The organism is Mycobacterium colombiense, assembly GCF_001665835.1.
GTDB lineage: Bacteria > Actinomycetota > Actinomycetes > Mycobacteriales > Mycobacteriaceae > Mycobacterium > Mycobacterium colombiense_A.
The window spans coordinates 1-24,280 of record NZ_LZSX01000029.1 but is presented as its reverse complement, the minus strand read 5'-3'; the positions used below and the strand labels follow the sequence as shown (position 1 = coordinate 24,280).

Below are 24,280 nucleotides of genomic sequence, written 5' to 3'. Positions count from 1 at the left end.
GCCGTGCACCGTGCGGCGCACCATCTTTGTGTCGGCCGACGAGGTGAGTCCGATCGACTTCGACATCACCACGCAGCAACGCGAGGCCCTCTATGCGCGAGGATTGCAAGCGGGCCAAGAGTTTCTGCAGACCTGGAGCTACACGAATTACCTGGCGGCCTGCGGCGCCCCGGTGCGCAAATCACCGTGACGGCGGTGAACGGTTCGGCGCTGCCTATCCGCGGGAGCAGCGAAGCGCATGAACGCGTCGCTGGATGCGCGCGACGTCGTCGGGGGAGGGCAGTTGATTGGTGATCCGGGTGATCTCGACGCCGATATCAACGGAACCGATCGGCCAGAGCCGACGTGCGATGAGATCCCTTGCGATGGCAGTGATGTCGTCGTCGCAGAGCCGTCGGTGCGTCAACGCCACCAGCGGCACGTACCCGGTGGCCGGCACGCCGGCGGGGTAGCCGGCCCGCACAAAAGCCACAATGCTCGTCACCCAATGCGACAGGTCCATATGTCCACCTCGCTAACCGCCACAAGTTGCCCGTAAACGGCAGTGCTTGCTGAGCTAGCAACGTACCATCGGCGAGCCCATCAGCTGAGTAACGCCACACAGTTAAACGCATTTTTTACGGCTGCAGACGCCGGCGCCCGACAGTGACTTGGGCGACGATGGGGCGAACGTGGCGCGCCGTAACGGTGTTTGGCCGCACGGCTTTCTAGTATTGCCGCGTGGTGGATCGCTACGGAACCGATGTCCTCGCCGCGGGGCGACGCAAGCCGCGCTCGACAGAGCGCCCGGCCGAACTGGGCCTGGTGGTCGAGGACGTGGAGACGGGTTATGTCGGCGCGATTGTGCGCGTGGAATACGGTCGAGTGGACCTGGAAGACCGGCGCGGTCACGTGCGTGGCTTCCCTTTGGGCCCTGGGTATTTGCTCGAGGGACAACCCGTCATCCTCACCGCGCCACGCCGGCCGGCGCCGACCGCCGTGAGCAGGACCGCGTCCGGTTCGGTCGCCGTGTCGGGTGTTCGCGCCCGCGTCGCCCTGGCCAGCCGCATCTACGTCGAGGGTCGCCACGACGCCGAGCTCATCGCGCAGGTGTGGGGTGAAGACCTGCGAATCGAAGGCGTCGTCGTCGAACAACTCGGTGGCGTCGACGACCTGGTGGACATCGTCGCCGAATTCGCCCCGGGGCCGGGGCGCCGGCTCGGTGTGCTCGTCGATCACCTTGTCGCGGGTTCCAAGGAGGCCCGGATCGCCGATGCGGTGCGGCGGGGGCCCGGCGGCACCGACACGCTGGTCGTCGGTCATCCCTACGTCGACATCTGGCAGGCCGTGAAACCGCAGCGGTTGGGCCTGGGCGCCTGGCCGAAGGTGCCACGGCAGGTGGAGTGGAAGCACGGCGTATGTCAGGCGCTGGGTTTGCCCCACAACGACCAGGCGGACATCGCCAGGGCCTGGCGGCATATCCGTTCGCGGGTGCGCGACTGGAACGATCTGGAGCCGGCACTGATCAGTCGGGTCGAAGAACTGATCGACTTCGTGACGGCGCCGATCTCCTGACACGGCAGTCACCGGACCAGGGCTAATGCCCGTCGTTTGGTTAGGCTACGCTAGCCGAAGTCCCGATCGGCGGGACAGAAACAGGGCATATGCAGGGCGTATTCGGCGTATTTATCGGCACGTTCCTCATCGGGCTTCGTGAAGGCCTGGAGGCGTCGCTCATCGTGAGCATTGTCGCTGCCTTCCTCAAGCGAAACGGCCAGTCCATCCGCCCGATGTTCGCCGGTGTCGCGCTGGCCGTGCTGCTCAGCGTCGGCGTGGGCGTCGGCCTCGACCTGTTCGCCGCCAGCCTGCCGCAGGCCCAGCAAGAGATGATGGAGACCGTCATCAACGCCATCGCGGTGGTGTTCGTGACGTCGATGATCATCTGGATGAACGGCAACGCCGGGCAGCTCAAGGGGGAACTCGAGCGCGAAGCCCGCCGGGCCGTCAACCGTGGTGGCGCGTTCGCGCTGGTCGTGATGGCGTTCCTGGCCGTCCTGAAGGAGGGCTTCGAGACATCGGTGTTCTTGCTGGCGGCCGCCGAGACGTCGCACGGCAACCGGTGGTTCGCCGTGCTGGGCGGCGCCGTGGGCATCATCACGTCGGTCGGGCTCGGGGTGGGCCTGTACTACGGCGGCCTGCGGATCAACCTCGGCCGGTTCTTCCGGGTCACCGGGGTCTTTCTGGTGCTGATCGCCGCCGGGCTGGTGCTGGGTGCGCTACGCACCGCGCATGAGGCCGGGTGGGTGACCATCGGCCAGCAACAGGTGCTCGACCTGTCCGGCTGGATACCCGGCAACTCGGTGCTGGGCGCGGCGACGACCGGGGTCTTCGGCATCCCCGCCGACCCTCGCCTCATCGAGGTGCTGGGCTGGCTGCTGTATGCCGTGCCGGTACTGGTCGTTTTTCTCTGGCCCGCCCGGCTCGCCGCCACGCCGCGAGCCCGCAGCAGGCTGCTGGCGGCGACATCGGCGGTGCTGGTCATCGTCGGGGCGGGGCTGGCCCTCATGACGCCCGCCGCCGGCTCGTCACAGACGCAGCGGGTGCGCACCGTCACCGACCGCGACGGCCACACCGCCGCGGTGTCGATGGTGACCGGGCCACACGGACGCGAGCTGACCGTCGCCCCCCAGGGCACCTCGTCCGTCCGCAACATCGTGCTTATCCCCGCAGATGACCAAACGGTGGACGGCGTGCCTGTACAGGTGTGGCAGGCTTCCGAGGCCGCCGGGGCCGATGGTGCGCCGGAGGTCACGCTGGATCAGTTGCTGAGCATGGCGGGGGGCCGGCTGCCGGTCGGTCTCGCGGCCGGCCGCACTCCGGGGCCGTTTCAGGGTCAATGGTCAACGACCACCGCGTACACCGTCTTCGCGCGGGGTGATTCCGTGATCAGTGCGCACACGACGAGCAACCGCACGGCGATTTTGACCGGCGGTGGGTTGACGGGGGCCAAGACCGTCAGTCTCGGCGGGCTGGCGACGGACTGGTCCACGTCCGCTGCCGAAGACCACGCGACGGTGGCTGAGATCGTCGCGAACGACCGTGATCGCGGGGAGCGGCAGCTCTGGAATGTCTGGCTTCCACTGGTATTGGCGGGTTTTGCGTTGGCGTGCGTGCTGTCAGCGATAGCCTCGGTGCGCGTGGACCGCAAGCAAGAGGATGAGAGGAAATCGATTGATGCTGAGTCGCATCGCCTCGGCAACGTGCCGGTCTCGTGACTTCTGGTTGACCGCAACGGTTCTTGTTGCGACGGCGGTGTTGCCGGTGGCCGCGTGCGCCCACTCGGGCGGCAACTCGAACCATGCCCAGCAGCCGAAGCCGGGGAGCGCCAACGCGGTGAAGGTGACCCTGGCCAACACCGACGGCAAGGACGGCTGCGCACTGGACACCACCAGCGTGCCGGCGGGGCCGGTGACCTTCACGGTCGCCAACACGAATGCGCCGGGCATCAGCGAGGTCGAATTACTCAGGGACCAGCGGATTGTGGGCGAGAAGGAGAACCTCGCGCCCGGCTTGGACCCGGTGTCGTTCACGGTGTCGCTGGACGGCGGCGCCTACCAGCTCTACTGCCCGGGGGCGAGCACCGAATACCAGACCCTTGCGGTGACGGGTAAAGCGGCGGCGACGCCGACGGGCACCGTGGCCAGCATCCTCAGCCAGGGCACCAAGGACTACGCCGCCTACATCGTGAACCAGATCGGTCAGCTCAACGACGGCGTGAAGGCACTCGATGCGGCTGTGCAATCGGGCAACGTCGACGCGGCGAAGGCGGCCTACGCCAAAGCCCGATTGTTCTGGGAGCGTTCGGAATCCACCGTGGAGGGCTTCGTGCTGCCCGGCTTCGCGGTCGGCGACAATGCCGGCAGCCTTGACTATCTGATCGACATGCGTGAGTCGACACCGGTCGACGCCAAGGTCGGCTGGAAGGGCTTCCACGCCATCGAGCGCGATCTGTGGCAGGGCAACGCGATCACGCCCGGGACGAAGGCGCTCAGCACCGAATTGGTGAGCAACGTCGGCAAATTGAACGGCATCGTCGCGAGCCTGCAGTACAAACCCGAGGACTTGGCCAACGGTGCCAGCGACCTGATCGAAGAGATCCAGAACACCAAGATCACCGGAGAGGAAGAGGCCTTCAGTCACATTGACCTGGTGGACTTTTCGGGCAACGTCGAAGGCGCCCAGCAGGCGTACGCGTCGCTGCGGCCGGGCCTGGAGAAGATCGACGCCAATCTGGTTCACCAGATAGATCAGCAGTTCCAGACCGTGCTCGCCACGCTGGACGGGTATCGCGACCCGGCCGCACTCGGCGGTTACAAGACCTACACCCCGGCGCTGAAGGCCAGCGACGCAACGAAGTTGACCGCGGTGATCCAGCCGCTGCACCAGAGCCTGTCCACCGTCGCCCAAAAAGTCGTCACGGCCGGCTGATCATGACCGACGACCTCACCGAACCCTCCGACAACGGCCCGAACAACGCCGGCACACCAGCCGACGCCGCCACGGTGTCGCGCCGCCGCGCCCTCGGCGGCGCCATGCTGGCCGGGCTCGGCGGCGCCGCCATCGGTGCCGTCGGTGGCGGTTTCGCCGGTCACGCGATGGCGGCGACACAACGCGGCGACGACGATGACACCGTCGATCTCCGCCGCAGCTACCCCTTCTACGGCCAGTCTCACCAAGGCGGAATCGAAACGCCGCCACAGCGCTACGCCATGTTCATGTCGTTCTCGGTGGCCGGCGGCGCGGGCCGCACCGAGCTGCAGACCCTGTTGGCGCGCTGGTCTGCGGCCGCCGCGATCCTGCAGCAGGGCAAGCCGGTCGGAACCGTGCAGCCCCAGGTCGAGGTGCAGCCGCCCGTCGACACCGGCGAGGCCTACGGGCTGAGTCCCGCCAGTCTCACCGTCACCATCGGGTTGGGCCCGTCGCTGTTCGGCGACCGGTTCGGACTGGCCGCCCGGCGACCCGCCGTGTTCACTGACCTACCGCCGCTCAATGGCGACAACCTGGATCCCCGCCTGCACGGCGGCGACCTGTCCGTGCAGGCGTGCGCCGACGACCCCCAGGTCTGCTACCACGCGGTGCGCAACCTGGCCCGGCTCGGCCGCAACATCGTCTCGCCGTACTGGGCGGTGTTGGGTTTCGGTCGCGCCTCCGCCGGCCCCGGCCAGCACACGCCACGAAACCTTTTGGGATTCAAGGACGGTACCCGCAACGTCGCCACCGACGAGGAGTACGCCAAATTCGTCTGGGTCGACAACAGCGACCAGCCCTGGATGAACGGCGGGACGTACCAGGTCGTGCGCAAGATCCGGATGTTGATGGAGACATGGGATGTCGACCGGATCGGCAATCAGCAGAGGATCTTCGGGCGCACCAAGGAAGAAGGGGCGCCGCTGAGCGGCAAGCACGAGTTCGATACACCGGATTTCGCCGCCAAAGGTGCCGACGGCAATCCGCTCATCGATCCGATGTCTCACGTCGGTCTTGCCGCGCGGGAAAACAACGACGGCATCATGATTCGCCGACGGTCCTACAACTACACCGACGGTCTCGACGCCAACGGCCAACTCAACGCCGGTCTGCTGTTCATCTCGTACCAAAAAGATCCCCAAGATTTTATTCGCCTACAGAACCGGCTGGGCGCGCACGACCTGCTCAACGAATACATCCGCCACATCGGATCAGCAATCTTCGCGGTGCCGCCGCCGCCGGCTGAAGGCCACTACATCGCGCAAAGTCTGTTCAGCTGAGCAAATCTCGCCGATCGTCGGTGGCCGGTCGGCGGCGCGGCGTTTCAGACGTGTGATGTTTCGTGTCGGGCCGGTAAATTCGAGCGCCCCGCCGTCACGCATCGGCGCCCGGCGCGCACCAACTCCGTGAAGCCGCAGAATCAGCGAGAAACGGAGAGAGTCACATGACCGATGCGCTCGTCATCGACGCCGAAGGCCTTGACCGGCTGTCGTGTAACGCCAAGGCCAACCCCGAGACAGGTAGGAAGACACTCAAAGCCAAGACGGTGTGTGAGACCGGGTTCCGCAATATGACCTACGTCCGGGACCTGGCGCCGATGCTGGTGGGCGAGCCACCCGCCCTGCTGGGTGATGACTCGGCACCCAATCCGTCGGAGACCGCGCTCGCCGCGTTGGGCTCGTGCGTGTCGGTGGGCCTGTTGGCTAACGCGACGCATCGTGGCGTGACGCTGACCAAGATCGAGGTCGAGATGGAAGGTGACATCGACATCTCCGCGGTGTGGGGTGTGGGGGATACCCCGCAGGGCAAGCACCTGGGATTCAGCGCGGTCCGCTGCACGGTGAGGCTGGCCGGCGACGCCGACGAAGCGACGTTGAAGGAGATACACGACAGCGCCATCGCCTGGTCGCCGGTGGTGAACACGTTTCGCAACCCGGTAACTGTCGACTCGACTCTGAGCACCGGCCAAGCATCGTGACTCAGACCCGTGCAGTGGCAAGTACCTTGACCAAGGCCGACCTCGCGGAGGCCATCACGTTGGCTCGGGTCAAGCAAGGACTGAGTTGGGCAGAAATCGCCGAATCGATTGGCAAAGACCTGGTGTGGACCGTGGCGGCGCTACTTGGCCAGCATCCGCTTTCGCCTCGCGATGCCGCGGCGGTGGCATCGCTTCTCGGCCTCGACGAGGAGGCTGTATTCGCTCTGCAAATGATGCCGTATCGCGGGTCCGATGCGAGCATAGCGAAAGATCCGACGATCTATCGGTTCTACGAGGCGCTGGCAGTCTACGGTCCAGCGATCAAAGAACTCATCTATGAGGAATTCGGGGACGGCATCATGAGCGCGATCAACTTTCAGATGAGCGTTCAGCGCTGTCCGCACCCGCAGGGCGACAGAGTAGTCGTCACGTTCGACGGCAAGTTCCTCGATTACGCGTGGCAGCACTCTGCCCAGCAGGCTCAGGAGGCAGCGAAATGACGGCAACCACGGATACTGCGGCCGGCCAGTTGGATGTCGAACTGTTGGAGGACATTCGGGCTCACGCCGCGGCGTTGGACCGCGGCGAAGATCATTCCCGTCGCAGCTTCACCGCGCTGGGGGAGGCCGGACTGCTCGGGATCGGCGCACCGGGCAATGTCGACGGCCGACTGCCGGCGATGGCCGAGGTGATCCGATTGATTTCCGGGGCATGCATGAGCACCGGGTTCTCGCTGTGGGCGCATCGCATGGCGATCGAGTATCTGCTCACGGCCGCAACCGGTTTCAGCAGCGCCGCGGTCGAGCCGCTGCTTGCCGGAACGGTGCTGGGCGTTACCGGCATGGCCGCGGCGTTCAAGGAGGCGGCCGGCTGCGGCAGCTTGGAGTTGACCGCCACATCCGTGGCCGGCGGCTACCGGGTGTCCGGTCCGATCAGATGGGCCAGCAACCTGTATGCCGACTCGACGATGGTGACCGCGGTGCGCACCGATGCCGGCGAGAAACTGATCGTCGCGCTGCCCCTGGGCATGCCCGGGGTAGGCCTGGGTGAGCATTTCGACCTGCTGGCCATGGGCAGCACCGCCTCGTCCTACCTCAACCTGGACAACGCTTACGTCCCTGCCGAACAAGTCTTGTCACGGGACTTCGAGGGCTTCCTGCAGGCGGTGCGCCCGACTTTCCTTGTCCTGCAGTCGGCCATGTGCCTGGGGCTGACCCGGACGACCCTGGATCAGGCTCGGCTGGGCCTCGATGGCGTCAACGCGGTATTCGCTGACGATGTCGACCACGTCGCGCAGAAGCTGATCGGCGCCGAAGCCACGCTGGCGAATCTTGCTGTGGCCGTGGGAGGAGCCGAGCCGCCGGCCAAGAAGGAGCTGCTGTCCCTGCGGCTCGCGGCGGCCGAATTGTCCAGCGCCAGCGCTGACCTGGAGATCCGGACCGCCGGCGGAAAGGGGTACGCGAGCAGGACGCCGGCCAGCCGGCGCTATCGGGAGGCCGCGTTCATCCCCGTCCAGTCGCCGTCCGAAGGGCAACTGCGCTGGGAACTGGCCAGATGCGCCTGAGCGCGGGTCGATGGTGACTCCGGTGGCGGTGCCGCCGGAGGGCACCGAATCCGAACGCCTGGTCGGCGGGGTCCCGCTGGCCAGTCTGGTGCGCGACTTTCACCGGCCGATGGTGAATTTCGCTCGCACCATGGTGGATTCAGCGACGGTCGCCGAGGAAGCCGTGCAGGAGGCATGGGTACAGGTGCTGCAGTCGTCGGATTCGTTTCAGGGTCGTTCGTCGGTGAGCACTTGGCTGTTCGGCATCGTCAAACACACCGCATCCCGGCACCGGCGACGGGAATCGCGGATCCGCCACCACGAGGTGCTGGCCGCCGCGGAGGGTGAATGCGACGACCCGCTGTCGGGCCGCATGCATCCCGCCGGTCACCCCGATGCCGGACATTGGCGCCTGCCGCCGTCGCGGCGTTTTCTCCCCGAAGATCACACCGTTGAAAGCGAACTCCTCGGATACGTGCGTGCGGCGCTGGATGCGTTACCCGAACGGCAACGGCAACTGGTCATCTTGCGTGACATCGTCGGAACCTCGGCCGACGAGGCCGCCGCGCTTCTCGAACTGTCCGCCGAGGCGCAGCGGGCGCTGCTCTACCGCGCCCGGGGAAATCTCCGAGCCGAATTGGAAAAGCGGTATCAACGATGACCGTTCATGACAACGCCGTTCCCGCCATCGATTGCGTCAACTTCGTCCGCCTGGTCGACGATCTCGTCGACTCCGACCCGCAACAGTGGGGACCGATCGTGGCCAAACACCTCGACGAATGCCCGCCCTGCCTGATCTATCTGCAACAGATGCTCGACCTCAAGATCCTGCTCAGCCACGTCTTCGACGGCGAGCAGCTCAGCGAGGACCACATTGCCGGTGTCATCAACGCGATCAACACCTTGAGGAAAGGCGAACACGGATGACGATCAACGCTGAAGCGCCGCAGCTTCCGAGCGATGCCGTGGTTGCGGATAACGTGACCGCGTTACCTTCTGGCGTCAGGGCAAGCGCCCCGCCCGAGGATCCTTTCGAGCCGCTGTCGGTGGGCGCCATGGTGGATCGGGTGGCGGCCATGGCCGTGGAAAAAGCCGCACACCCCTGGGCATTCCTGATGCGCTCCTTGGTGGGCGGTGTGATGGTGGCGTTCGGGGCCCTGCTGTCGCTGGTGGTGAGCACCGGCGTCAAGACCCCCGGTGTGGCAAGCCTTTTGATGGGCCTGGCCTTCGGGATGTCCTTCGTCTTGATCCTGGTGTCGGGCATGTCACTGATCACCGCGGACATGGCCGCAGGCTTTCTCGCCGTGCTCAAGCGCACGCTGAGCGTGCGCGGCTACATCGTGTTGGTGACCGTCGGACTCATCGGCAACATCCTCGGCGCGCTGGTGTTCGTCACCGTGTGCGCCGCGGCGGGCGGCCCCTACCTGGGCGCGTTCGCCGAGCGGGCGGCGACCGTCGGCACGCTGAAGGCCGGCCAGCCCTTCTGGACGGCACTGCTGCTCGCCGTGGTGTGCACGTGGTTCCTGCAGACCTCGATGTGCATGTTCTTCAAGGCCCGCAGTGACGTCGCCCGGATGGTGTTCGCGTTCTACGGGCCATTCGCGTTCGTCATCGGCGGCACCCAGCACGTGATCGCCAATGTCGGATTTCTCGGTCTTCCCCTGCTGCTCAACCTCTTTCACCCGGTCGCACCACGAGGCGCGGTCGGTTGGGGTTTCGGCCAACACGGTTTGCTCACCAACATCGGCATCACCACGCTGGGCAACCTCATCGGCGGCACAGTGTTCGTGGCGTTGCCGTTCTGGATCATCGCGCAACTGCAACGGCGCAAGATCTAGCCGGCGACGGGAGACCTCCGGCCCGACGGTTGAGGACTAAAGCCTCACGATTGACACGCCCTCCTGGGATAGCGTCGGTAACGATGGAGGGAGAACGTATGTCCGCACCTGTCAAAGAACTCGGTATCGTCCTCGCGGTCGACGGTTCGCCGGCGTCAACTGTCGCCGCCGGCTGGGCGGCCCGGGAGGCGGCGATGAGGCACATCCCGCTGACCGTCGTGCACGCGGTGTCGACTCCGACCGCGACATTCCCGCCGGTTCCGTACCCCGAGTCCCTCGTCACGAGCCTGGAAGACGAAGGCAAAAAGGCGATCATGCACGCGACGAAAGTCGCCGAAGACGCGATGCAGCCCGACCGCACGGTGCCCATCGGCAGGAAACTGGTCTATGCGGCCCCGGCGCCGGCGCTGCTGAAGATGTCCGACAAGGCGGAGATGATCGTCATGGGAAGCGCCGGCCGCGGCTTACTGGCACGTGGTCTGCTGGGGTCGGTGAGCTCGACCGTGGTGCGGCACGCGAATTGTCCGGTCGCGGTCGTGAGGGACGAGGAACTGCCGGATTTGCGAAATGCCCCCGTCCTGCTGGGCACCGACGGCTCGCCGGCTTCCGAACTTGCGACGGAGATCGCGTTCGACGAGGCGTCTCGTCGCGGTGTGGATCTGGTGGCCATTCACGCATGGAGCGACGCCGCGGTGGTCGAAGTCTTCGAAATCGATTGGCCGGCGGTCGAAGGCGAAGCGGAACGCAGCCTCGCCGAGAGCCTGGCGGGCTGGCAGGAACGCTATCCCGACGTCACCGTTCATCGACTCATCGCTCAGGATCGGGCGGCGCGGCACCTGATTGACAAGTCAGAAACTGCGCAGCTTGTGGTCGTTGGCAGCCACGGTCGGGGCAGCCTGAGCAGGATGCTGTTGGGTTCGGTCAGCAACGCGGTCCTGCACTCGGTCCGGGTGCCGATCATCGTCGCTCGACCACCCTCATAGAGCCGTTACCGCCGTTCGCGCAGCACCCCGGTTGTCCACGCGCACAACGCCGCGACGACGCGCATGCCGGCGACGCGGTCATCGGAAGCGTTCTGCGGCCGTTCGGGCTCGGCGCCGCTGAGGCACGCGCGGCGTGCCGACGTCCGTTGCCCGACAGCATCTTGACGAGAAGTGGCAGTTGCGCACGACGCCCGATCAAGGCGTGGCTCGAGGCAGGCCGATGGGCATGGCTACTTGTGCATGGCCAGACCGGCCACCGTCGCGGCGGCGTCGACCGAGAATGCGACATTCCGTCCAACGGCGCCATCATCACCGGTCGCGCCGGGAGTGGTCCACCGCACGTGTGCGGTCCCGGCGACGTGCAAAGTGGCGCCGGTATCGAAATCAAGGAACAGCAAGGCGGCTCTGTCATCGACAGCCAGGTTGCCGTAGCTGTTGAACATATTGTTCCCCGGGAAATCCGGCCACCACAGCCGGTCCGGTGAGCCGACGCGGACAAACCCGGGTGCGCCTCCGCGGTGTGATGCATCGCTACCACGCGTGGGATGGCTTGTGCCCAGGAAGAACGTGTCGGACGCTGCAATCATTGCTTGATCGGATGGGCCGAGAAGCGTTGCGCGTTCAGGGCTTTTCCAGGGAGCCGCAGCAAGACTAGCGACATCAATCGCGCGGCGGTGAATGTACTTGGGGCAATTGCCGTACGACTGGTCGACGCGGACGGTCATGCCGGCGTGGTCAGCACCGACGAGTTCGCCGTTTATCCGTAGCCTGCGTCGGGTGACGAAGTCGATGGCGATCAGTCCGACCTGCTGACCGATCTGGATTTCATGCAGGGGATCCCCCTCACGAGGAGAGGTCGACACGTGCAAGACACCTTCTTGACCGTGTAGAAAACCCGGTGGTGCGGCCAACGGCGAGACCCAGAGGACGCCGTTGCGGTCGCGGCCGGTCAGCGCCGCGAACCGCTGTGACGCGAGAAAGCGTGCGGCGCCTTGGGACAGACCCGACGAGTCAAGCATGCTCTCGAGCCGCCCGGCCTCGGCTTCGACACCCGCTCGGCGCTGCATTGCGAGTTCTCCGTCGTGGAACCCGGTCGCGGTCATATGCGTCGTAACAACATCACCGACGCAATGCTTCCTAGCGGTACGGACGAGCCCAGGGGCTGTTAACGCCAGGGTTAGGCCTTTCGGCCGCGCTGCGCCACCTGCGCGCGAGGCGCGGAGCGGGCCGCGGGGCGAAACGCCGCCAGTAGCGCTCCGGCCGCGAAGATCACCGCGGTCAACCACGGAAAGTGCCCGTCGGGGGCGAAGCCCTCGGCGGCAATCATGGACAGCGCGTAGGCCGCCATCGCGGCACCGGCCAGCATGACCGGCTCCACCCAGGGCTCGGTGAGCGGGACGCCGACCAGGGGCAGGGGAGCGGCGAAAAGTCTTCGCGCCCAGAACAGCAGCACCATCTCGATCGCGGTCACGACGCTCAGGATGACCACCCATTCCAGCCGGGCCAGCCACCAGTCCGCGCTGCCTTCGGGCGGCTGCGGCAACAGGCCGGCCGGATAGCCGACGATCGCCACGATCACGACGGGAATCATGTGCCACAGGTAGAGGGCCATGATGTTGTTGTTGGCGACCGACAACACGCGCTCGACGCGGATGGCGCGTAGTGCACGGTTGAGCGCGGGAGTGACCGCCATCGCGATTCCGGTTTGGGCGCACCCGAACGCCAACAGGGCCACGGTCGGTGGCGTCGTGTTGTCGATGGTCTGTCCGGGAACGCCGATCATGCTGACCGGATAAATCTTCAGCCAAACCAGTAGCGCCAGCGCCACCGCGGAGGCGCCGGCCAGTACCCAGGGCCTGCGGCCGGCCAGTGATCCGCCGTGCCAAGCAATCCCGAGCTGATACAGCGTGCCCCACCCCAGCAGGTAATTCACCCAGTTGAGGTAGTGCACGTGCCCCGCGAGCCGGGCGACATCCACCGCCGCGACGGCCAGCGCGAGGACCACGGGCACCAGTAGCCCCCAACGGCGTTGTGCGGCAATCGCAATCGGCGTCAGCGATACCACCACCAGATACACGGCCAGGAACCACAGGTGCATCGCCACCGCCCAGCCGGCGTACTCGAGCACCGAGCCGGCCACTCCGCAGGCGCCCAGGACCACCACCACCAGCGACACCAGCACGATGTAGACCGCCGTCGGCCCGAGGACTCGCGCCAACCGGTGCTGCACCCAGGTTCGGCGCGAAACGCCGTCGGTGTCGTGCCGATGGGTCCAGGACACCGCGGCGGCGTAGCCGGCAACCAGGAAGAACGCCGGCACCGCCTGGAAGGGCCACGTCAGCCACTGGGTCCAGGGCAGGTCGACGAGCGGGTTCTGCCGGCCGAATTGCCCGTCGTGGTAGGTCACCGATCCGGCCAGCCAGTGTCCCAGCACGATCAGCACCACGCCCGATACGCGGTAGTAGTCGACCGCCAGATTGCGGGCCGGTCGCGGGGTGTTTGCGCGGTCCATCAGATCGGGGGAAGCTCGACGCGGTGCACAGCGCCACGGTACCGTCCGGCACTCAGCGGAGTCTGGCGCAACCGTAGAAGAGGAGACATCCCATGAAATTGGCTCAGCTCGGCGAGTTACCCGTCGGTCGCGTCGGATTGGGTGCGATGGGGATGTCGGTGGCGTACGCCGGGGCGGGCAGTGACGACGCCGAATCCATCCGCACGGTTCATCGCGCCATCGACCTGGGTGTCACGCTGATCGACACCGCCGAGGTCTACGGCCCGTATGCCAACGAGGAACTTCTGGCCCGTGCCCTGCAGGGGCGACGCGATCAAGTAGTCCTGGCAACCAAATTCGGCTTGATTTCGCACACCGGCCGCGACGGCCTCGACAGCAGCCCCGCCAGCATCCGCGTGGCCGTGGACGGTTCGCTGCAACGGTTGGCGACCGACCATATCGATCTGTATTACCAGCACCGCCTCGACCGCCAGACCCCGATAGAAGAGACAGTCGGTGCGCTGGCCGAGCTGGTCGCCGCCGGGAAGATCCGGCACATCGGTCTGTCCGAAGTCGGCGTGGGCACCATTCGTCGCGCCCATGCGGTGCACCCCATTACGGCCGTTCAATCGGAATACTCGCTGTGGACTCGCGATCAGGAAGACGAGATCCTGCCGGCGCTGCGCGAGTTGGGGATCGGGTTTGTCGCCTACTCGCCGTTGGGCCGTGGCTTCCTCACCGGCGCCATCCGCTCCACCCGGGAGCTACCCGATACCGACTACCGCAAGACCAACCCGCGGTTCTTCGACGACAACTTTCAGCACAACCTGCGGTGCGCGGACGAGGTGCGCGACATCAGCGCGGACGTCGGCGCGACGCCGGCTCAGGTCGCCTTGGCCTGGCTGCTCGCGAAAGGCACTGATATCGTGCCCATTCCGGGAACCAAGCGTGTCACGCGCCTGGAAGAAAACGTCGGTGCCGACGCGGTGGAACTGACCGCCGACCAACTGGCCAGACTCGATGGACTGACCCCGCCCGTCGGAGGGCATCACGCCGAGGCGCAGATGGCCTGGATCGACCGCTAGTCGCGCTAGTCGACGCTCGCCAATGCCGCTGTGCCGTACTTCTTTTCGATCAGCGACCACGGGTCGGCGTAGCGGCCGCGTCCGTCGAGCCGGCGCTGAACGATCAGAACAGCACGCAGCGCAGGCCGCAGCACCGGGGCCAGTACCCGCAGCAGAAGGCGCAGTTGGCCCTGCGATTCGGCGAGCCACGCCAGCGTCTGGCTCCAGTCGTGCTGCTGGAAGTCCAGCAGCGCCTGCGCTTCGGTGGTGTCGTACCAGCCGGTGAAACTCCAGCCGCGGTCGTCGGCCGGGTCGCCGGGCAGGCTCGCCGACGGGCCCAGCGGGCCCAGGCCGATGGCCTCCATCAGGCTGTCCTCGAGCCCGCGCTGCGTCAGCACGTAGGACTCGTTGCCGCCTATGAGCACGACTTTGCCGGAAATGGTCGCCTCGCGATCGACCCCGTTGGCGAATGCCAGCGCCACGTCGCGTGCGTCCACCGCATGCATGCGGTTGTCACCGGGCATCGATCGCATCAGCAGCAGGGAGTCGCCGTTGACGGTCGAGTGGGTGTCCGGCGAGATGACGCCGCCCAACCGGAACAGCGCGTACGGCAGTCCGCTGGCACGGATGGCCGCCTCGGCGAGCACCTTGTCCTGGCCGTATTGATCGATGGGATTCACCGGGGTGTCCGGGGTGATGCGCTCGGGCTGACGGTAGGGGTTGCGCGATCCGTACACCGCGGCGCTGGAGGCCATCAGGAATAATGGCGGGCGGGGGAGCGCCGAGCAGGCCGCCAAAAGGTTGTCGGTCCCACCGACATTGACGCGCCGGGCCAGCCCGGGGTTGCGGTACGACAGCGGGGAGACGACGGCGGCCAGGTGAACGATGGCCCCGGGGTTATGAGCCGCGACGAGCTCGCTCACCGCCTCGGCGTCCAGGAGATCGGTGTACGCGGGGATCAGCGTCCCCGGCCGGCCGCCGGCGGCGAGTTCTTTTTCGGTGGCGACGGTGTTGTCGTTGCGCAGATCCATCGCGACGACGGTCCGTCCCCGCTCCAGCAGGATCTGCGTGCAGCGCTTACCGACTTGTCCGAACGCGCCGGTGACCAACACGGTGTCGACTGTCATGGGCGTGTCACCGATCCATCAGGCGGCCGGCGATCCGGCCGATCGCCGTGCGGACCCGGGGCGAGACGTAGATCGAGAAGAACGGCGTCACGATGTCCTCGCGGAGTCGAGTTAGCTTGGAGCTCTTGATAAGCCACTGGCCGGCGATGTTCTCATAGGTCTCGTGGTAGTGGCCGTAGCCGACCAAGGTTACCCCGGGCCCGAATCGGACCACGTCTTGCAGCGCCCATATTCCGCGCGCCGTCGTCGCCGAGGTGAGCTCAATTTCCGGTGTGTGCACCTGGTGGGCGGTGGGCTGCGTCGGGCGGCCGAGGGCCCGACGGGTGAAGGCCACGAAGTCGTCGGCGCCGGCGATCACCTTGCCGCCGGCTTCGGACGTGTCACTGACGAAGTCGTCGGCGAAGATCGTCCGCCATGCCGCCCAATCCTTGGCGTCCAGGTGGCGGCAGTAGCGGGCTTTCAGCTGCTTGATGGATTCGATGGCCGGCAGGGTCTCGGCGACCAGGCCTTCTGGGCGCTCTGTCATTGCGGCTCGTTTCTTTCGGTAAGCGTCCCGACGTGACGTTTCACTGGCGAAGTGTAAACCCGTCACCCCTTGAAGTAGACGATCTGATGTGTGGTGGCCAGCAGCTGGCCGTCCCGCGTCCACACCTTGGCGCTCTGGTCGAAATAGCCGCGGGAAAAGCGGTTCGCGTGCGCGGTGGCCAGCACGAAGTCGTTGTGCAGGGCGTCGAGTTGGGGCTGGTCGGCGTGGAAATACGTGGTCAGCGAGATGGTCCCGGACGGGACGAAGCCGCCGCGGCGCAGGAACACCCGCGGGTAGAAGATGTCGCACAGCGCGGCGAGCGCGGGATAGTCGACCGGGCGTCCCGCGCCGTCGCGGACCCACAGGGTGGAGGTCGACGACGGGCTCGGATCCCCGCCTTTGCCGGGCATCGCCCCCTCGACGTATCGGGTGTCGTAGCGGCTGGTCCATCGAACGAGGCCGGGATCGACCGCGGGCACCAGCTCGGGTGCCGGCGCACTCGGCGGGTGGCTCTCCGTGTCGGCCCAACTCTCGCGCCGGACCGCGAAGATCGCGGTCGCCGTCGTCTTGACCACGTCGTCCTGGCCGAGCTCGACGATCCAGTGCTGATTGGTGCGGTTGGTGCGCGCGGCCCGCAGCGTGATGTCGAAGTCACCGTCGGCGATGGGAGCGGCGTAGTTGACGGTCAGGGCAAGCGGTTCCCCGATGCGATCGGGGTGTGCCTCGACGGCGCGCAGCATGACGGCGGCGGTGATCCCGCCGAACGGTCCGACCATGTTGGCCCATTCCGGGTGCGTCCGGCCGCGCGTGACGTCCGCGCCGATCGGGTCGAGCTGGAGGGCTTCGTCGAAGGGATGTGTATCGGTCATAGTGATCGACCGCAGATTACTTGCGGGCATCCTCGCAGCCGGACACGGGGCGTGTGGGGCGTGGCGAACACCATCGGTTGATGTACGGTCCGGCGAGCGACAACCTCACCGAAAGCGAGCCACGATGGCGAACCCTAAGGACGACGCCGCAGCCAAATCTCCCGCCGAACTGATCGACGCCAGGATCAAGGAATTGGGGGATTGGCGCGGTGAGATGCTCGCGCGCATCAGGCAACTGATCAAGAAGGCCGACCCCGACGTGGTCGAAGAGTGGAAGTGGCGGGGCGTTCCCACCTGGTATCACGACGGGATGATCTGCACCGGCGAGACGTACAAGAACGTCGTGAAGATGACATTCGCCAAGGGCGCGTCGCTGCCGGATCCCGCGGGTCTGTTCAACTCCAGCCTGGACGGAAACACCAGACGCGCGATCGACTTCCACGAGGGCGACAAGGTCGACGAGAAGGCGTTGACGGCGCTCATTCGCGCCGCGGTGGCGTTGAACGGGTCCTGAGGCGCCAACCTGTACTCCCGTGTGGCGGTGCTGTACAGTCGCCCAGCACAAGGTCGACGCTCGAACGAGAGGCCATCCGGTGACTTCCGAGTCGGTCGAGGAATTTCGGAGCCGGGCCAGGGCCTGGCTGGCCGCGACCATGCCACGACTCGATCCGGCCAAGGCGGCGCAGCTGGAGCGCGATGAGTTGCCGTCCTGGCACCGGGCTCGCGAACTGCAAAAGCTGCTGTGGGACGGCGGATTCGCCGGGATCTGTTTCCCGCGCGAGTATGGCGGGCTCGGACTGAGCTACGAATACAAGAAGGCGTTCGACATCGAGTCCCAGGGGTATGAGACTCCGCTCCTGCTCAACGTCCCGTCGTTCGCCATCTGCTGCGCAACGATTCTCGACATGGGCAGCGAGGAGCAGAAGCGTACGCACGTCGCCGCGGCATTGCGCGGCGACGAGGTGCTGGTGCAGCTGCTGTCCGAGCCCAACGGGGGATCGGATCTGGCGGGCGTCATCACCCGCGCCGAGCGCCGGGACGGACGATGGATCATCAACGGCGCCAAGACCTGGAGCACGTGGGCGTTTGCCGCCGACTATGGCCTGTGCCTGGCCAGGACCAACTGGGACGTGCCCAAACACGATGGGCTGACGATGTTCCTGGTGCCGTTGCACCATCCCGGCGTCACCATCAACCGCATCCAGCAGGTCAACGGCTCCATCGAGTTCTGCGAGGAGTTCTTTGACGACGTTGAGGTGGGCGACGACGCGGTGGTGGGTGAACCGGGCAAGGGATGGGACGTCGCGTCACGGCAGCTCTACCACGAGCGGCGCACGATGGGGGACGGCTCGGAGTACACCAGCGGGCCGGGAATCGCTGAGGCCCATGATGTTTCGGTCGACCTGGTATCGCTGCTGGAAAAGACCAACCAGGCCGGCAACCAACGACTCGAGGAGATGGTCGGCCGGGCGCTGGTGCACCGGGCCGTGCATGGCCAACTCAGCGAACACGTCTTCCACGCCGTGGCCGGCGGATCACTGCCGCCCGCGGCCGGGTCGATCATCCGGCTGTACATGGCCGAGGTGCACGACGTCGAGACCGACACCGCGCTGGCCGTGGCGGGCCCGGCGGCCGTGGTTGACGAGGACGGCGGGTTGGTCGATATCGGGACGCGCTATCTGGGCCGGCAGACCGCCAGCATCGGCGGCGGTACCATCGAGATGGCGCGCAATGTGATCGGCGAGCGGGTGCTGAACTTCCCGCGCGAGCGTGCCGACGACCGCGGTGTGCCTTTCAACCAGGTGCGCCGCGGCAAAAGCTAAGGAGGCGAACGGAATTGAGCGGTCAACCTCGTGACATCCGAGAGTTGCTGGGAGACTCCGACGCCTACCGTGACGAACTGTACCGGCGTTGGACGGGCCTGCTGAGCTACCGCTACATCGGTCGCACACACTCGTCGATGAACCTGGGGGAGACCGACGACACCGTCACCATCCGCCGCGACATGCGCAACGAGGCGGGCGGAATCATGGTGGCGCCGTTGGCCATTTCCTCCCCGGAGGGCTGCCAGACCGACATGGTCGCCGTGCCCAACCCGGTCATCGCGTCGGTACAGATCGTCGATCCCGGCTACGACGTCACTCGGGTCGAGATCGTCGGGTCGGGCATCGTGCACCAGGGCCGCACCATGGGCTACGGGCGCTGCACCATCGTCGACGCCGACAACCCAAATCGGGTGATCGCCTTCAACGAGGGGCAGGGCGCGATCATCGGCATCCCGCCGGAAGGCCTTGACCGCATGGATGTTTCGGGCACCGAACTGGTGGTCGAGGACTCTCTCGATCTGCCGCCCCTGTGGCAAGCCTTTGGCGCCAGCCGGCGAGGCGACGGCCACTGGATACTGCCCGAGCTGAGTACCGAACTCGCGTCGCCGGACGCCGCGCTGCACATCGGACCCCAGCACGTCGTCCTCGAAACGGCGGCGATCGATCTCGCCGCCGAGGTCGCCGGGACCAAGAAATTGCAGGTCGTCAGCTGGCATGTGATGTTCATGTCGCGCGGCAAGGTGGGGCCGTTCCGGGTCGAGGGCACCGCCCATCCGGGTGGACACGGGCGCGTCGGCGTGCGCATGCTGCTGCACGACGAGGGCAACGCCGACAAGGCGGTCACCTCGGCCGCCGCGGTCTTCGACATCGTCGGCTGAGGCGGGCGGGGCGGCCGGCGTCGCCACTCTCGCGATTGCGGCCGCCGCTTGAGAGCATGATGGGGAAGCTTGGCGGGACAGCGAACGACGTCTACGTTCCACCGCGGAAGGCGACGCAGAGGAGCGTGTGGGTCATGCAGGTCAGTATGTTCGGGCAACTCAGCGGGTCGGGCGGCGAGTCGCCGATCGACGCGACGATCGCCAATCTGGCGATGCTTCGCGATGAAGGCTTCAAACGCGTGTGGATGAGCCAATTGCCTTACGAGCCAGACCTTCTCACGATCCTGGCCATCGCCTTGCACGAGGTCGACACTATCGAGGTGGCCAGCGGTGTGGTGCCCATCCAGAATCAGCATCCGATGCAGATGGCGCAGCGCGCACTCACGGTGAGCCTCGCCTCGGGTGGCCGGTTCACGCTCGGCCTGGGCATGACCCACCAGGCGGTCACCGAGGGGATGTGGGGTATCCCCTGGGACAAGCCGGTGCGCAGACTGAACGAATACCTTGACGGCCTGCTGCCCCTGCTGGCCGGTGAACCCGCCGCCGCGGCCGGCGAGACGGTGACCACCCGCGGTGCGCTGATGATCTCGGGTGCGCCGCGGCCCGACGTCTACATCGCGGCGCTGGGGCCGCAGCTGCTCAAGATCGCCGGGCGCCGCACGTCGGGCACCTGCACCTGGATGACCGGACCCAAGACGCTGGCCGGGCACGTCGGCCCGACGTTGCGGCAGGCGGCCGCCGATGCCGGACGTGAGGGCGAGGTGCGCGTCGCCGCGTCGTTGCCTGTCAGCGTCACCGATAACGTCGACGCCGCCCGCAAGCAGGCGGCCGAACAGTTCGCCATTTACGGCCAGCTGCCGTCGTACCGCGCGATGCTCGACCGCGAGGGCTATGCGGGGCCGGAGGATGCCGCCATCATCGGCGACGAGGACACGGTCCGCGGCCGGCTCGACGAACTAAGCGCCGCGAGTGTCGACGAGTACGTCGCCGCGGCATTCGATCCGTCTCCGGAGGGCCGGGCACGCACACGGGCGCTGCTGCGCGCGTACGACTCCTGACCCGAAGGGATCGTCCAGCCCAGTCCTTTTGGCTATGGCCATACATAGCCTCCGGTACGTATGGTGCATAGACGAACTCACACGACAGGAGAACGCAGTGGCAGAACGGTTGGCGGGCAAGGTCGCCCTCATCAGCGGCGGTGCCCGGGGAATGGGCGCATCGCACGTGCGGTCGCTGGTCGCCGAGGGAGCCAAGGTGGTGTTCGGCGACATCCTCGACGATGAGGGCAAGGCGGTGGCGGCCGAGGTTGGCGACGCAACCCGCTACCTGCACCTCGACGTGACCAAGCCCGAGGACTGGGATGCCGCGGTGGCCACCGCTCTGGGCGAGTTCGGCCGTATCGACGTGCTGGTCAACAACGCCGGCATCATCAACATCGGCACCCTGGAGGATTACGCGCTCTCGGAGTGGCAACGCATCCTCGACATCAATTTGACGGGTGTGTTTCTCGGCATCCGCGCCGTGGTCAAACCGATGAAGGAAGCCGGACGGGGATCGATCATCAACATCTCCTCGATCGAGGGGATGGCCGGCACCATCGCCTGCCACGGCTATACGGCAACGAAATTCGCCGTGCGGGGGCTCACCAAGTCGGCCGCGCTCGAACTGGGGCCGAGCGGAGTCCGGGTCAATTCCATCCATCCCGGACTGATCAAGACACCGATGACCGATTGGGTCCCCGACGACATCTTCCAAACCGCGCTGGGCCGCGCGGCCCAACCGGTGGAAGTCTCCAACCTGGTGGTCTATCTGGCCAGCGACGAGTCCAGCTACTCCACCGGCTCGGAGTTCGTCGTCGACGGCGGCACCACCGCCGGCCTGGGACACAAGGACTTCTCCAACGTCGACACCGGCGACCAGCCGGACTGGGTTACGTAGCGGCGGTTACCGATTCGCGTTCCTTGGCCGGCTGCGGCCAGGGCGACGGGACCGGGCGCTGACGGACTCGTTGCGGCCACCAGAACCACTTGCCCAGCAGCGCGGCAATGGACGGTGTCATCAGCGACCGCACGATCAGGGTGTCGAACAGCAGGCCCAATCCGATCGTGGTGCCGACCTGTCCGATGACGGTCAGCTCACTGACCGCCATCGTCATCATCGTGAAGGCGAACACCAGCCCCGCCGATGTCACCACCGAACCGGTGCCGCCCATCGATCGGATGATGCCGGTGTTCAGGCCGGCGTGGATCTCTTCCTTGAACCGCGCCACCAGCAGCAGGTTGTAGTCGGCGCCGACGGCCAGCAGGATGATGACCGACATCGCGAGCACCATCCAGTGCAGCTCGATGCCGATCAGGTGCTGCCAGATCAGTACCGAGAGGCCGAAGGACGCGCCCAGCGAAAGCAAGACGGTTCCCACGATGACCGCCGAGGCCACCACGCCTCGCGTGATGATCAGCATGATGATGAAAATCAGGCACAGCGAAGAGATCCCGGCGATCAACAGGTCATAGGTGTTTCCGTCGCCGAGGTCTTTGTAGATCGACGCGGTCCCCGCGAGATAGATCTTGGAGCCCTCCAGCGGCGTGCCCTTCAGCGCTTCGTAGGCGGCCTTCTTGATCAACGGGATGTGCGAAATGCCTTCCTGCGACATCGGATCGCCGTCGTGGCTGATGATGAAGCGCACGGCGTGACCGTCGGGGGAGATGAAGTTCTTCATGCCCTTCTTGAACTCGGCATTGTTGAACGTCTCCGGGGGCAGGTAGAACGAGTCGTCGTTCTTGGAGGCGTCGAAGGCCTTGCCCATGGCGTTGGAGTTCTTCTGCGCCTCGTTCTGCTGATCCTGCAGACCCTTCTGGGTCGAATACATGGTCAGCATCGTGGTTTTCATGGCCTTCATGTTCTCGATCATGGAGGGCATCAGCGCCACCATCTGGGGCATCAGTGTGTCGAGGTGATCCATGATCGGCAGCAGGCTCTGGATGTCGTCGGTCATCGTGTCGATGCCGTCGAGGCCGTCGAAGACCGAGCGAAGCGACCAGCACACCGGGATGTCGTAGCAATGCTTTTCCCAGTAGAGGTAGCTGCGGATCGGGCGGAAGAAGTCCTCGAAATCCGCCATGTGATCGCGCAATTCGTTGATGTCGATGGTCATGTCATGCATCTTCTTGACCATCTGGTGCATGTCGTTCGACATCTGCACGGTGATGCTCGACATCTTTTCCATGCTCTCGATGGTCGTCTGCATCATGTCGGCCTGATGCAGCATGTCGGCCATCTGATCTTCCTGGTACTTCTGGTTCATCTGCTGGGTGACGCCCTGCATGCTGATCTGGAACGGGATCGAGGTGTGCTCGATCGGTGTGCCCTGCGGGCGGGTGATGGCCTGCACGCGGCCGATTCCCGGCACCCGGAAGACGGTCTTGGCGATTTTGTCGATCACCAGGAAGTCCGCCGAGTTCCGCAGATCGTGGTCGCTTTCGATCATCAACACTTCCGGATTCATCCGCGCCTGGGAGAAGTGCCGGTCCGCGGCCGCGTAACCCTCGTTCGCGGGCAGATCGGCGGGTAGGTAGTTGCGGTCGTTGTAGTTGGTGCGGTAACCGGGCAGGGTCAGCAAGCCCACCAGCGCGACCCCGATGGTCATCACCAGGATCGGGCCGGGCCAGCGGACGACGAGCGCGCCGATCTTGCGCCACCCGCGAATCCGTTGTGTGCGTTTGGGTTCGAGGGTCTTGCCGAAGCGCGTGGCCACCGCGATGACGGCAGCACCGAGCGTCAACGCCGCTGCGACCACCACCACCATGCCGATGGCCAGCGGAATACCGAGCGTCTGGAAATACGGCAGGTTGGTGAAGTGCAGGCAGAATGTCGCGCCGGCGATCGTCATACCCGACCCGAGCACCACGTGGGCGGTGCCCTTGTACATCGTGTAGTACGCCTCTTCGCGGGTCTCTCCGATAGCCCGGGCTTCCTGATATCGGCCGATCAAGAAGATCGCATAGTCGGTGGCAGCCGCGATTCCCAACGTGACCAACAGGTTGGTGGCGAACGTCGAGAGCCCAATGAGGTTGAAGTAGCCCAGGAAAGCCACCATGCCGCGCGCGGCCGACAGCTCGAGCACCACCATCACCAGCGTCAGCAGCACGGTGACGATGGACCGATAGACCAACAGCAGCATGCCGATGATCACGGTGAACGTGGCCAATGTGATGAGCTGCAGGCTGCGGTCGCCTGCCTCGTGTTGGTCCGCCGACAGCGCCGCGGGGCCGGTGACGTAGGCCTTGACCCCCTTGGGTGCCGGCACGCTCTTGACGATGCTCTGGACGGATTCCACGGAGTCGTTCGCCAGGGCCTCGCCCTGGTTACCGGCCAGGTAAACCTGGACGTAGGCGGCCTTGCCGTCGTTGCTCTGCGCGCCCGCCCCGGTCAGCGGATCGCTCCACATATCCTGAACGTGTTCAACGTGTTTGGTGTCGGCGTCGAGCTTCTTGACGATCTGGTCGTAGTAGGCGTGCGCGTCGGCGCCCAAGGGATTTTGGCCCTCGAGGACGATCATCACCGAGCTGTTGGACTTGTACTCGTTGAATATCGCGCCCATGCGCTTCGTCGCGACCACCGATTGCGCGTCGTCGGGTGCCATTGACACCGA

Annotated in this window: 24 protein-coding genes and 1 pseudogene; 18 read left to right on the top strand and 7 right to left on the bottom strand. The window is 65.9% G+C overall.

Going from position 1 to position 24,280, the window contains the following annotated elements:
• Nucleotides 1-190 (top strand): annotated as a pseudogene (locus A5760_RS06295) (hypothetical protein); the annotation flags it as partial.
• A 24-nt stretch (nucleotides 191-214) separates the two neighbouring features.
• On the opposite strand, the gene A5760_RS06290 reads toward A5760_RS06295, so the two are convergent.
• The gene (locus A5760_RS06290; RefSeq protein ID WP_064878756.1) at nucleotides 215-502 is read right to left on the bottom strand and encodes a DUF3349 domain-containing protein; all 288 of its coding nucleotides are present in this window, start codon (nucleotides 500-502) and stop codon (nucleotides 215-217) included.
• A gap of 218 nt (nucleotides 503-720) precedes the next feature.
• On the opposite strand from A5760_RS06290, the gene A5760_RS06285 reads away from it, so the two are divergent.
• From A5760_RS06285 to A5760_RS06235, 11 genes are all read left to right on the top strand, one after another.
• Nucleotides 721-1,554 carry a DUF3097 domain-containing protein gene (locus tag A5760_RS06285; protein WP_064878754.1) on the top strand — a complete coding sequence of 278 codons (834 nt, stop codon included), beginning with the start codon at nucleotides 721-723 and terminating at the stop codon, nucleotides 1,552-1,554.
• 89 nt (nucleotides 1,555-1,643) lie between these two features.
• Nucleotides 1,644-3,254, top strand: a complete 1,611-nt coding sequence (efeU, locus tag A5760_RS06280) for an iron uptake transporter permease EfeU (RefSeq protein ID WP_064878752.1) — start codon at nucleotides 1,644-1,646, stop codon at nucleotides 3,252-3,254.
• Nucleotides 3,255-3,291: 37 nt separating this feature from the next.
• On the top strand, nucleotides 3,292-4,467 hold the full coding sequence (efeO, locus tag A5760_RS06275; protein WP_196772003.1) for an iron uptake system protein EfeO: 1,176 nt from the start codon (nucleotides 3,292-3,294) through the stop codon (nucleotides 4,465-4,467).
• 2 nt (nucleotides 4,468-4,469) lie between these two features.
• Nucleotides 4,470-5,786, top strand: a complete 1,317-nt coding sequence (gene efeB, locus A5760_RS06270) for an iron uptake transporter deferrochelatase/peroxidase subunit (protein WP_064878750.1) — start codon at nucleotides 4,470-4,472, stop codon at nucleotides 5,784-5,786.
• A 164-nt stretch (nucleotides 5,787-5,950) separates the two neighbouring features.
• Nucleotides 5,951-6,484 carry an OsmC family protein gene (locus A5760_RS06265; protein ID WP_064878748.1) on the top strand — a complete coding sequence of 178 codons (534 nt, stop codon included), beginning with the start codon at nucleotides 5,951-5,953 and terminating at the stop codon, nucleotides 6,482-6,484.
• A 14-nt stretch (nucleotides 6,485-6,498) separates the two neighbouring features.
• Entirely contained in the window at nucleotides 6,499-6,984 is a 486-nt protein-coding gene (cynS, locus tag A5760_RS06260) for a cyanase (protein ID WP_064878762.1), read from the top strand.
• Nucleotides 6,981-8,048: an acyl-CoA dehydrogenase family protein gene (locus A5760_RS06255; RefSeq protein WP_064878746.1), complete on the top strand. Its 1,068-nt coding sequence runs from the start codon at nucleotides 6,981-6,983 to the stop codon at nucleotides 8,046-8,048. The genes cynS and A5760_RS06255 overlap by 4 nt, the downstream gene beginning before the upstream one ends.
• Nucleotides 8,049-8,058: 10 nt before the next feature.
• A complete protein-coding gene (locus A5760_RS06250) occupies nucleotides 8,059-8,688 on the top strand; it encodes an RNA polymerase sigma factor (protein ID WP_064878744.1) in 630 nt (209 codons plus the stop codon).
• On the top strand, nucleotides 8,685-8,954 hold the full coding sequence (locus A5760_RS06245; RefSeq protein WP_064878742.1) for a hypothetical protein: 270 nt from the start codon (nucleotides 8,685-8,687) through the stop codon (nucleotides 8,952-8,954). The genes A5760_RS06250 and A5760_RS06245 overlap by 4 nt, the downstream gene beginning before the upstream one ends.
• Nucleotides 8,951-9,865 carry a formate/nitrite transporter family protein gene (locus tag A5760_RS06240; RefSeq protein WP_064878739.1) on the top strand — a complete coding sequence of 305 codons (915 nt, stop codon included), beginning with the start codon at nucleotides 8,951-8,953 and terminating at the stop codon, nucleotides 9,863-9,865. Before A5760_RS06245 ends, A5760_RS06240 begins: the two co-directional genes overlap by 4 nt.
• Before the next feature lie 98 nt (nucleotides 9,866-9,963).
• Complete coding sequence (locus tag A5760_RS06235) at nucleotides 9,964-10,848, top strand: universal stress protein (protein WP_064878764.1); 885 nt, start codon at nucleotides 9,964-9,966, stop codon at nucleotides 10,846-10,848.
• A 230-nt stretch (nucleotides 10,849-11,078) separates the two neighbouring features.
• On the opposite strand, the gene A5760_RS06230 is transcribed toward A5760_RS06235, so the two are convergent.
• Complete coding sequence (locus tag A5760_RS06230; RefSeq protein WP_064878737.1) at nucleotides 11,079-11,951, bottom strand: pyridoxamine 5'-phosphate oxidase family protein; 873 nt, start codon at nucleotides 11,949-11,951, stop codon at nucleotides 11,079-11,081.
• Between the two features lie 74 nt (nucleotides 11,952-12,025).
• The gene (locus A5760_RS06225) at nucleotides 12,026-13,360 is read right to left on the bottom strand and encodes an acyltransferase family protein (protein WP_064878735.1); all 1,335 of its coding nucleotides are present in this window, start codon (nucleotides 13,358-13,360) and stop codon (nucleotides 12,026-12,028) included.
• A 92-nt stretch (nucleotides 13,361-13,452) separates the two neighbouring features.
• On the opposite strand from A5760_RS06225, the gene A5760_RS06220 reads away from it, so the two are divergent.
• Nucleotides 13,453-14,424 carry an aldo/keto reductase gene (locus A5760_RS06220; protein WP_064878733.1) on the top strand — a complete coding sequence of 324 codons (972 nt, stop codon included), beginning with the start codon at nucleotides 13,453-13,455 and terminating at the stop codon, nucleotides 14,422-14,424.
• Nucleotides 14,425-14,429: 5 nt separating this feature from the next.
• On the opposite strand, the gene A5760_RS06215 is transcribed toward A5760_RS06220, so the two are convergent.
• The 3 genes from A5760_RS06215 to A5760_RS06205 all read right to left on the bottom strand — a co-directional run bounded on the left by A5760_RS06215 (nucleotide 14,430) and on the right by A5760_RS06205 (nucleotide 16,925).
• Nucleotides 14,430-15,530 carry an NAD-dependent epimerase/dehydratase family protein gene (locus A5760_RS06215; RefSeq protein WP_064878730.1) on the bottom strand — a complete coding sequence of 367 codons (1,101 nt, stop codon included), beginning with the start codon at nucleotides 15,528-15,530 and terminating at the stop codon, nucleotides 14,430-14,432.
• A 7-nt stretch (nucleotides 15,531-15,537) separates the two neighbouring features.
• Nucleotides 15,538-16,056, bottom strand: a complete 519-nt coding sequence (locus A5760_RS06210) for a nuclear transport factor 2 family protein (protein WP_064878728.1) — start codon at nucleotides 16,054-16,056, stop codon at nucleotides 15,538-15,540.
• A 62-nt stretch (nucleotides 16,057-16,118) separates the two neighbouring features.
• Nucleotides 16,119-16,925: an acyl-CoA thioesterase gene (locus tag A5760_RS06205; protein ID WP_064878725.1), complete on the bottom strand. Its 807-nt coding sequence runs from the start codon at nucleotides 16,923-16,925 to the stop codon at nucleotides 16,119-16,121.
• Nucleotides 16,926-17,049: 124 nt separating this feature from the next.
• On the opposite strand from A5760_RS06205, the gene A5760_RS06200 reads away from it, so the two are divergent.
• The 5 genes from A5760_RS06200 (at nucleotide 17,050) to A5760_RS06180 (ending at nucleotide 21,567) form a co-directional block, all read left to right on the top strand.
• Entirely contained in the window at nucleotides 17,050-17,439 is a 390-nt protein-coding gene (locus A5760_RS06200; RefSeq protein WP_064878723.1) for a DUF1801 domain-containing protein, read from the top strand.
• A 79-nt stretch (nucleotides 17,440-17,518) separates the two neighbouring features.
• A complete protein-coding gene (locus tag A5760_RS06195) occupies nucleotides 17,519-18,748 on the top strand; it encodes an acyl-CoA dehydrogenase family protein (RefSeq protein WP_064878721.1) in 1,230 nt (409 codons plus the stop codon).
• A gap of 14 nt (nucleotides 18,749-18,762) precedes the next feature.
• Complete coding sequence (locus tag A5760_RS06190; protein WP_064878719.1) at nucleotides 18,763-19,629, top strand: hypothetical protein; 867 nt, start codon at nucleotides 18,763-18,765, stop codon at nucleotides 19,627-19,629.
• A 134-nt stretch (nucleotides 19,630-19,763) separates the two neighbouring features.
• A complete protein-coding gene (locus A5760_RS06185) occupies nucleotides 19,764-20,687 on the top strand; it encodes a TIGR03564 family F420-dependent LLM class oxidoreductase (RefSeq protein WP_064878760.1) in 924 nt (307 codons plus the stop codon).
• A 97-nt stretch (nucleotides 20,688-20,784) separates the two neighbouring features.
• Nucleotides 20,785-21,567 (top strand): SDR family oxidoreductase, encoded by a 783-nt coding sequence (locus A5760_RS06180; protein ID WP_064878717.1) that lies wholly within the window; start codon nucleotides 20,785-20,787, stop codon nucleotides 21,565-21,567.
• On the opposite strand, the gene A5760_RS06175 is transcribed toward A5760_RS06180, so the two are convergent.
• The coding region (locus tag A5760_RS06175; RefSeq protein WP_064878715.1) for an RND family transporter at nucleotides 21,560-24,280 on the bottom strand (2,721 nt) is incomplete at its 5' end. The genes A5760_RS06180 and A5760_RS06175 overlap by 8 nt on opposite strands.

What these genes read in the sequence shown, in the direction of transcription:
- A5760_RS06290 (WP_064878756.1), bottom strand. Translation starts at nt 502, where the DNA reads ATGGACCTGTCGCATTGGGTGACGAGCATTGTGGCTTTTGTGCGGGCC.
- efeU (WP_064878752.1), top strand. Translation starts at nt 1,644, where the DNA reads ATGCAGGGCGTATTCGGCGTATTTATCGGCACGTTCCTCATCGGGCTT.
- efeB (WP_064878750.1), top strand. Translation starts at nt 4,470, where the DNA reads ATGACCGACGACCTCACCGAACCCTCCGACAACGGCCCGAACAACGCC.
- A5760_RS06265 (WP_064878748.1), top strand. Translation starts at nt 5,951, where the DNA reads ATGACCGATGCGCTCGTCATCGACGCCGAAGGCCTTGACCGGCTGTCG.
- A5760_RS06255 (WP_064878746.1), top strand. Translation starts at nt 6,981, where the DNA reads ATGACGGCAACCACGGATACTGCGGCCGGCCAGTTGGATGTCGAACTG.
- A5760_RS06250 (WP_064878744.1), top strand. Translation starts at nt 8,059, where the DNA reads ATGGTGACTCCGGTGGCGGTGCCGCCGGAGGGCACCGAATCCGAACGC.
- A5760_RS06245 (WP_064878742.1), top strand. Translation starts at nt 8,685, where the DNA reads ATGACCGTTCATGACAACGCCGTTCCCGCCATCGATTGCGTCAACTTC.
- A5760_RS06240 (WP_064878739.1), top strand. Translation starts at nt 8,951, where the DNA reads ATGACGATCAACGCTGAAGCGCCGCAGCTTCCGAGCGATGCCGTGGTT.
- A5760_RS06235 (WP_064878764.1), top strand. Translation starts at nt 9,964, where the DNA reads ATGTCCGCACCTGTCAAAGAACTCGGTATCGTCCTCGCGGTCGACGGT.
- A5760_RS06230 (WP_064878737.1), bottom strand. Translation starts at nt 11,951, where the DNA reads ATGACCGCGACCGGGTTCCACGACGGAGAACTCGCAATGCAGCGCCGA.
- A5760_RS06225 (WP_064878735.1), bottom strand. Translation starts at nt 13,360, where the DNA reads ATGGACCGCGCAAACACCCCGCGACCGGCCCGCAATCTGGCGGTCGAC.
- A5760_RS06220 (WP_064878733.1), top strand. Translation starts at nt 13,453, where the DNA reads ATGAAATTGGCTCAGCTCGGCGAGTTACCCGTCGGTCGCGTCGGATTG.
- A5760_RS06215 (WP_064878730.1), bottom strand. Translation starts at nt 15,530, where the DNA reads ATGACAGTCGACACCGTGTTGGTCACCGGCGCGTTCGGACAAGTCGGT.
- A5760_RS06210 (WP_064878728.1), bottom strand. Translation starts at nt 16,056, where the DNA reads ATGACAGAGCGCCCAGAAGGCCTGGTCGCCGAGACCCTGCCGGCCATC.
- A5760_RS06205 (WP_064878725.1), bottom strand. Translation starts at nt 16,925, where the DNA reads ATGACCGATACACATCCCTTCGACGAAGCCCTCCAGCTCGACCCGATC.
- A5760_RS06200 (WP_064878723.1), top strand. Translation starts at nt 17,050, where the DNA reads ATGGCGAACCCTAAGGACGACGCCGCAGCCAAATCTCCCGCCGAACTG.
- A5760_RS06185 (WP_064878760.1), top strand. Translation starts at nt 19,764, where the DNA reads ATGCAGGTCAGTATGTTCGGGCAACTCAGCGGGTCGGGCGGCGAGTCG.